General features: G+C 48.3%; 7 protein-coding genes. 1 reads left to right on the top strand and 6 read right to left on the bottom strand.

Annotated elements, in window-relative coordinates:
- The 3 genes from deoC to AC1WIP_RS09760 form a co-directional block, all read right to left on the bottom strand.
- The coding region (gene deoC / locus AC1WIP_RS09770; RefSeq protein WP_481141658.1) for a deoxyribose-phosphate aldolase at positions 1-460 on the bottom strand (460 nt) is incomplete at its 3' end.
- 93 nt (positions 461-553) lie between these two features.
- On the bottom strand, positions 554-2,041 hold the full coding sequence (gene thrC / locus AC1WIP_RS09765; protein WP_481141657.1) for a threonine synthase: 1,488 nt from the start codon (positions 2,039-2,041) through the stop codon (positions 554-556).
- Positions 2,042-2,152: 111 nt separating this feature from the next.
- On the bottom strand, positions 2,153-2,773 hold the full coding sequence (locus AC1WIP_RS09760; protein WP_318709300.1) for a cell wall hydrolase: 621 nt from the start codon (positions 2,771-2,773) through the stop codon (positions 2,153-2,155).
- A gap of 145 nt (positions 2,774-2,918) precedes the next feature.
- On the opposite strand from AC1WIP_RS09760, the gene AC1WIP_RS09755 reads away from it, so the two are divergent.
- Positions 2,919-3,740: a hypothetical protein gene (locus AC1WIP_RS09755; RefSeq protein ID WP_481141656.1), complete on the top strand. Its 822-nt coding sequence runs from the start codon at positions 2,919-2,921 to the stop codon at positions 3,738-3,740.
- Here AC1WIP_RS09755 and AC1WIP_RS09750 read toward each other — a convergent pair.
- The 3 genes from AC1WIP_RS09750 to AC1WIP_RS09740 are packed head-to-tail and all read right to left on the bottom strand — an operon-like array spanning position 3,725 to position 6,271.
- A complete protein-coding gene (locus AC1WIP_RS09750; RefSeq protein WP_481141655.1) occupies positions 3,725-4,843 on the bottom strand; it encodes a glycoside hydrolase family 25 protein in 1,119 nt (372 codons plus the stop codon). The two genes, AC1WIP_RS09755 and AC1WIP_RS09750, sit on opposite strands and share 16 nt — an antisense overlap.
- Positions 4,844-4,862: 19 nt before the next feature.
- A complete protein-coding gene (locus tag AC1WIP_RS09745) occupies positions 4,863-5,672 on the bottom strand; it encodes an RnfABCDGE type electron transport complex subunit B (RefSeq protein ID WP_481141654.1) in 810 nt (269 codons plus the stop codon).
- 14 nt (positions 5,673-5,686) lie between these two features.
- Positions 5,687-6,271, bottom strand: coding sequence for an electron transport complex protein RnfA (locus AC1WIP_RS09740; protein WP_318703983.1), 585 nt, complete (start codon positions 6,269-6,271; stop codon positions 5,687-5,689).
- Positions 6,272-6,435: the final 164 nt, after the last annotated feature.

Here is a 6,435-nt window from a genome sequence, read left to right as displayed (position 1 = left end):
TTTTAATGTAGTCCGCTCCTGCCCTTGTGACAGCCTTGCACATGGCTATTTTTTCTTCCTCCGTCAAATAACAGGTCTCCACAATTACTTTTAGAATATGATCGCCGCAGGTCTTCTTCAGGCGGCGGATTTCCTCCTCCACCTTTTCATAGAGACCGTTTTTCACGTCGCTTATGTTGATTACCATATCAATCTCACTGCAGCCATCCGCCAGAGCCTGGACGATCTCTGCCTCCTTCGCCTCCGTAACGCTGTAGCCTAAAGGAAATCCTGCCACAGTACAAATTTTAACCTTGTCTCCATAGGCCTCATGAATTCTCTTCACATACGCGGGGGGTACACATACGCTGGCTGTCTGATATTCCACAGCCTCGTCGCAGAGCTTTTTGATATCCTCCCAGGTCGCATATGGCTTTAGCTGTGTGTGATCCACTCTCTTCAGTATTTCCTGTGCCGTCATAATAACCTCTTTCTGCGCTTTCCTGCGCGCTTTTTTCCCTGTATGCACAAAGCAGAATCCTTTAAGGATTCCGCCCTGTTTCGTTTTTATGTATTAAAGCTTTAAAAATTCTCTGACTACATTCTGCATTTGATCCACGTCACACTGCTTGTCATGTACCACCGGGGCCGTCCGAATCTCCTGAATCGCCTTAGGCACCTCTACATTGGCAATCTGGGAAAGGGCATCCACCAGAGCAAAATCATCCATTGCGTCATACTTGGGATCGATGGCGTTCATTACGCTTCTGGTAAACTTAAAGGGACTGGCCGTGGATGCAATCACAGTCTTCGTCTCATCCTTTGTTTCCGCTTTATATTTCCCATAAACCGCCGCAGCCACCGCCGTGTGTGTATCCAGCACATAGCTGCAGTCTCTGTATATTTTTGCGATAGTCAAAGCAGTCTCCTCTTCTCCTGCAAAATTTCCGTAAAAGTCGGAGAGCTGTGCTTTCATGTCATCCGTAATCTCATATTTTCCCTGTCCGCCCAGGGCCGCCATAAGCTCTTTGGTTTTCTTGGCATCGCTGCCCGCAATGCGGTAAATCAGACGCTCCAGATTGCTGGAGATCAAAATATCCATGGAAGGTGAGGAGGTCAGCACAAATTCCCTGTTGCGGTCATATACGCCCGTGGAAAAAAAGTCGTAAAGCACTTTATTTTCATTGGAAGCACAAATCAGCTTACCAATGGGAAGCCCCATGTTCTTTGCGTAAAAGGCCGCCAGAATATTGCCGAAGTTTCCTGTGGGAACCGCCACATTGATGGGCTCTCCTTCTGCAATTTTGCCTTCCTTAAGGAGCTTTGCATAGGCATACACATAATAACATATCTGGGGCACCAGCCTGCCGATATTGATAGAATTGGCAGAAGAAAACTGAAAGCCCTTCCGCTCCATCTCTGCAGCCAGATCCTTATCTCCGAAAATTTTCTTTACTCCTGTCTGGGCGTCGTCAAAATTCCCATGGATGCCCACGACCAGCGTGTTGTCTCCCTTCTGGGTCACCATCTGCTTTTCCTGGATGGGACTGACGCCGTTCTTGGGATAAAAAACGATAATCCTGGTGCCTTCCACACCGGCAAAGCCTGCCAGCGCCGCCTTTCCGGTATCGCCAGAGGTGGCTGTCAGGATCACGATCTCGTTCTTGATATGATTTTTCCGCGCCGAAGCCGTCAGGAGATGGGGCAGAATGGATAACGCCATGTCCTTAAAGGCGATGGTTGGACCGTGGAACAATTCCAGATAATATGTCCCTTTCGCTTCCACCAAAGGTGCGATCTCGTCTGTGTCAAATTTCTCATCATAAGCCTTTTGAATGCAGTCCTTCAGCTCTTCCTCTGTGAAATCTGTCAAAAAAAGCTTCATCACCTCGTAGGCGGTCTCCTGATAGCTTAAGCCGGAAAGCTCCTTAAGGCTCTTATCCAGCGCAGGAATATGGTCTGGCACAAAAAGTCCTCCGTCCTCGGAAAGACCCTTTAGAATCGCCTCAGATGCCGTTACAGCCAATCCCTCGCTTCGTGTACTGTGATATAATACGTCCATATTTCTCCTCGCTTCTGTGCTGCTCATTTCGCATCACTGCATTATTGTAGCATAATTTTATACAGGGTGCAATCACTTTCCAAAAGCCCGGAAACAGGGGCGCTTTGCCTGCTATCGGAAAAACTCATGTCCGCCATACTGAAACAGAAATGTAAGGTTTTCGTCAAACCATTTCATTTTGTCACTGTCCGCATATTTTCTTGCTGCAAAATAAAGAGCTCCCTGGGAAATGTCCTCTCCCTCAAGGGCACGTCCAACTGCTTCCCGCGTCTCTTCACTGATTTGCACCTTCCATATTTTCCCATTTGCCACCGGCGAAAACTGGGTCACTCCATTTTCCCGCTGAAATACTACCTCCGACACCGTGTCCGGAAATTTTACACTGTTTACCCGGTTTAATACCACATTGGCCACCAAAAGCTTTCCTTCTTCGTCCTCTCCTCCTGCCTCGGCCTCCACAATCCGCAGCAGAATCTCCAAATCCTGATCCTCCAGATCATAAGCCAGCTCCTTTTTGAGTACGTCGAAATCCACCACCCTCTGCCCGGACGCCGCTGCGGATACGATCCCCATACTGCTGCTTTTACTGTCCGCTAATATACTTTCATCTGCCTTAAGCTCGTAGGCCGGCCGGGACGCCAGCTTATTTTCCTCTACGCCCCTCAGACACAAAAAGCCAAACAGGAATAACAGATTTAAAAGCGCAAGCGCGCTGACTGCCTTTTTATACATAATGCCTTAACGCCCTTTCAGTTTTCAATTTTACTTCCAGCCATATATTAGTTTATGAAGCAAGTCCTAAAAATATTTCTAAATTGTTCCTATTTGTAAAAATAATGTTATAATAGGTTTACATTTACATGAGGTGTTTTTGATCATGAACAGATATGAGAATGAACCCAAATCCCATTATGAGGGTGTTTTTTGTTCCAAAAAAAAAGACGGGACCGTATACTACCGCGCCTCTTTAACCTACCGCAGGAAGCATATCAGCCTGGGAAGCTTTTCTTCCCCCCAGGAAGGCCACTGTGCCTACAGGGAGGGACGGCGGCTTTTGGAGGATGAATCCGTCACCCTGCACACCTATGAAGAGAGCTCTCCTCTCCCCTTTGCAAAATGGGTCTGCCTTTTAAACTTCAGGGACAACGGTATCTATTTTGGAAATCCCATCTATATGGGACAGCGTTTTTTTTACTACTATCTGTCTCCGTCTCATGTGCTGAAATTCGATCCCGACGATTTATTTTATTATGCCTCTCATAAGATCATGTGCCGGGGCAGCCATTATTTTGTGGCCGATTACGGAATGCAGGTAAATATCCGTTCCCGTTACGGCATTAAGAATTATGCGGTTCCAGGTGTGGACTTTCGTTTTATCAACAATGATCCAACAGACTTCCGCCGGGAAAATCTGGAAATAAAAAACACCTATCACGGAATCCGTTTGGAAAAACAAAAAAACGGACAGTATCTATATACTGTCCGCATTCATGTCAGGGGAAATTATCTGGTGGGAAGATATGCCACAGAGCTGGAAGCTGCCATTGCCTATAATAAAGCCATTGACTGCCTGAAAAAGAACGGCATTTCCAGGCAGTATTCCCCGAATTACATCGAGGGAATCTCCCCTTCCAGATACGCCCAGATTTACTCCTGCCTTGAGATTTCCCCCAAAATCATAAATTATTTTTCAGAGTAATCAATAAAGCTGATATTTAGGTCGGCATAGCCTGCAATGCCGTCAATGGATGCTTTCTTTGTGTACTGCCACATGGTAAACCGATAGGGATAATCGGGAATATCCGACTCCTGGGAAAGCCAGACATCATAAGCTGTCAGCTTTGACAGATCAATATCCTTTAACAGCCATTCCTTATCTCCGTAAAGCATGGCCTTATAGCCTGCATTCTGAATGGTGTCCAAAAAGGTTTTTGTAATCTCCGTTTTCTCCGACTTGCTCAGATTATCTATCCGGGAAGCGTCGTTTTCAATATATTCCATATCAAAGGCCACCGGATAGGTGATCTCATAATCCTTTATATTTTCCAGCACCATGTCAGCCTCCTCCACAGCCTCCTCGTTTGATATGGCCTGGGAAAAGAAATAAACGCCGATCTCAAGCCCTGCGTCGGAGGCCCGCTTTATGTTTTCAGCAAAGTATTCGTCCAGCACAAGCTGCCCACTTCCATAGCCTCTTGCCCCCACACGCAGCATTACAAAATCCACTCCCGCCTTCTTCAGCTTCCCGAAATCCACATAGTCCTGATACTTTGAAATATCCGCTCCCACAAAGGAAACCAGCTTGCCGTCCTCATAATACTTCATAAGATTGGACTGATATACCAGCCTGGTAAAATCATACTCATGCTTGGGAAGATAGGGGCTGATCAACACCCATTCTTCTTTGCCGTCATCATATTCAATTAAGGTATGTTTTCCATCTGTAGCCGGGTCATTTTCCGCAGTCTCCGGCGTTTCCTCCTGTGAAGGCTCTTGCGCTTCTTCTGTTTCCTCGGGATACATATCCCAAAAGTCAAAATCATCCGGACTTAATGTGCTTCCCGTCAGAATATCCTCCGTATCCGGATAGCTGCTTCCTTCAGCAGACTGCTCCAGAGTCTCCTCCTCAATAAAAACCCCCGTCTCTTTTGCCTGTGCCTGCCTTTTCCCTGCAGGCCTTTGACTGTTCATAAGAAGCACTACCGCAAGAATGGCTCCCACAAAAAGCGTTACCGCCACAATGGCAGAAACCACTGTGGGCGTAAGCCCGGAATGGTCGTTATAATCCTCCGGCAAGCGCATGGCTGTTTCCTCCTTTTCTTCATTCTGCCCCTGAAAGCCTGACAATGGCCTTTTTCGGGCATTTTTCCTCACAAATACCGCACCCGGTACATTTTTCCTGATCGATCACCGCATGGAAGCTTTCCACCTTCACCGCACCCTCAGGACAGGCCCTGACACAGATGCCGCAGCCCACACAGCCTGTCTTGCATGCCTTTGCGGTGACCGGCCCCTTATCCGTGGAACTGCAGGCAGCCGCTGTCTTTGCCTCATAGGGAATCAGGGAAATCAAATGCTTTGGACAGGCCTGTACGCATTTTCCGCAGGCCTTGCATTTTTCTCTGTCAACCAGGGCGACGCCGTTTACCACATGGATGGCGTCAAAGGGACAGGCCTGCACACAGGTGCCAAACCCCAGGCATCCGCTGTTACAGGTTTTGGGGCCGCCGCCGGGCACAAAGCTCATCATGCGGCAGTCCTTTGCTCCATAGTAATCATAATCCGTCGCCGCCTTGTCACAATCTCCCTGACAGTGCACAAAGGCAGTCATTCTCCGGCTCTCTCCTGCGTCCACTCCCATGATTTCTCCGATGGCCCTTCCCACCGCTTCACCACCCACAGGGCAGCCGTTCACCGGAGCATCCCCTTTTACGATGGCAGCTGCAAGTCCGGAGCATCCCGGATACCCGCAGCCTCCACAGTTATTTCCCGGCAGCGCCGAAAGCACCTTTTCCTCTCTTTCGTCTGTCTCCACCTTAAAGCTGATGCCAGCCACTCCCAGAAAGAGTCCCACAAAAATACCAACAATGCCTACTACGGCCGCTGCGGCCGCAATTCCTGCTATACTCATATGCCGCCTCCCTTCTATAACAGCCCGGAAAATCCACAGAAGGCGATTGCCATAAGCCCGGCGGTCAAAAGCACCATGGGCATACCCTGAAAGGATTCCGGCACATCATTGTAAGCCATTTTTTCCCGCAGTCCTGCGAGAATCACAATGGCCATTGTAAAGCCTGCGGCTGTGGCAAAACCGTTTACAATGCCCGTCAGGATACCGTACTCCTTCTGCACATTAGTGAGCGCCACACCCAAAACGGCGCAGTTTGTGGTAATCAAGGGCAGATATACTCCCAATGCCTTGTACAGCCCCGGCATGGCCTTTTTTAAGAACATCTCCACAAATTGAACCAAGGCTGCGATCACAAGAATAAAGACAATGGTCTGCAGATATTCAATATGAAATCTTTGCAGCACATATTTGTAAATCACGCCTGCAACCGCGCTTGCCAAAGTTATCACAAAGATAACGGCAGTTCCCATTCCTGCCGCCGTGCTGGTCTTTTTCGACACTCCAAGGAAAGGACATAATCCGAAAAACTGGCTCAAAACCACGTTGCTGACCAGGGAGGAGCCTACCAGCAGAAGCAATAAATCTCTTACATTCTCCATTTATTTCCCCTCCTCTTCCAGATTCAGGATTTCCATATCCTGTGCAGCCTTCTTCTCTGTTTTGAGAGAAGCATCATAAAATGCGTGGCTGCAGCCGCTCTCGGAGCACCCCGCACAGTCTCCACCCGCAGCCTGCCTGGCTCTGCTTTACGCTCCTGCCCTTC

The organism is Acetatifactor sp. (genome assembly GCF_982438285.1).
Note: the sequence above shows the minus strand (reverse complement) of the source record. Positions and strands in the feature narration are given on the sequence as shown.

Coding starts and splice junctions, on each gene's coding strand:
- AC1WIP_RS09740 (WP_318703983.1), bottom strand. CDS start 6,271: ATGGAGAATGTAAGAGATTTATTGCTTCTGCTGGTAGGCTCCTCCCTG.
- thrC (WP_481141657.1), bottom strand. CDS start 2,041: ATGGACGTATTATATCACAGTACACGAAGCGAGGGATTGGCTGTAACG.
- AC1WIP_RS09760 (WP_318709300.1), bottom strand. CDS start 2,773: ATGTATAAAAAGGCAGTCAGCGCGCTTGCGCTTTTAAATCTGTTATTC.
- AC1WIP_RS09750 (WP_481141655.1), bottom strand. CDS start 4,843: ATGCGCTTGCCGGAGGATTATAACGACCATTCCGGGCTTACGCCCACA.
- AC1WIP_RS09755 (WP_481141656.1), top strand. CDS start 2,919: ATGAACAGATATGAGAATGAACCCAAATCCCATTATGAGGGTGTTTTT.
- AC1WIP_RS09745 (WP_481141654.1), bottom strand. CDS start 5,672: ATGAGTATAGCAGGAATTGCGGCCGCAGCGGCCGTAGTAGGCATTGTT.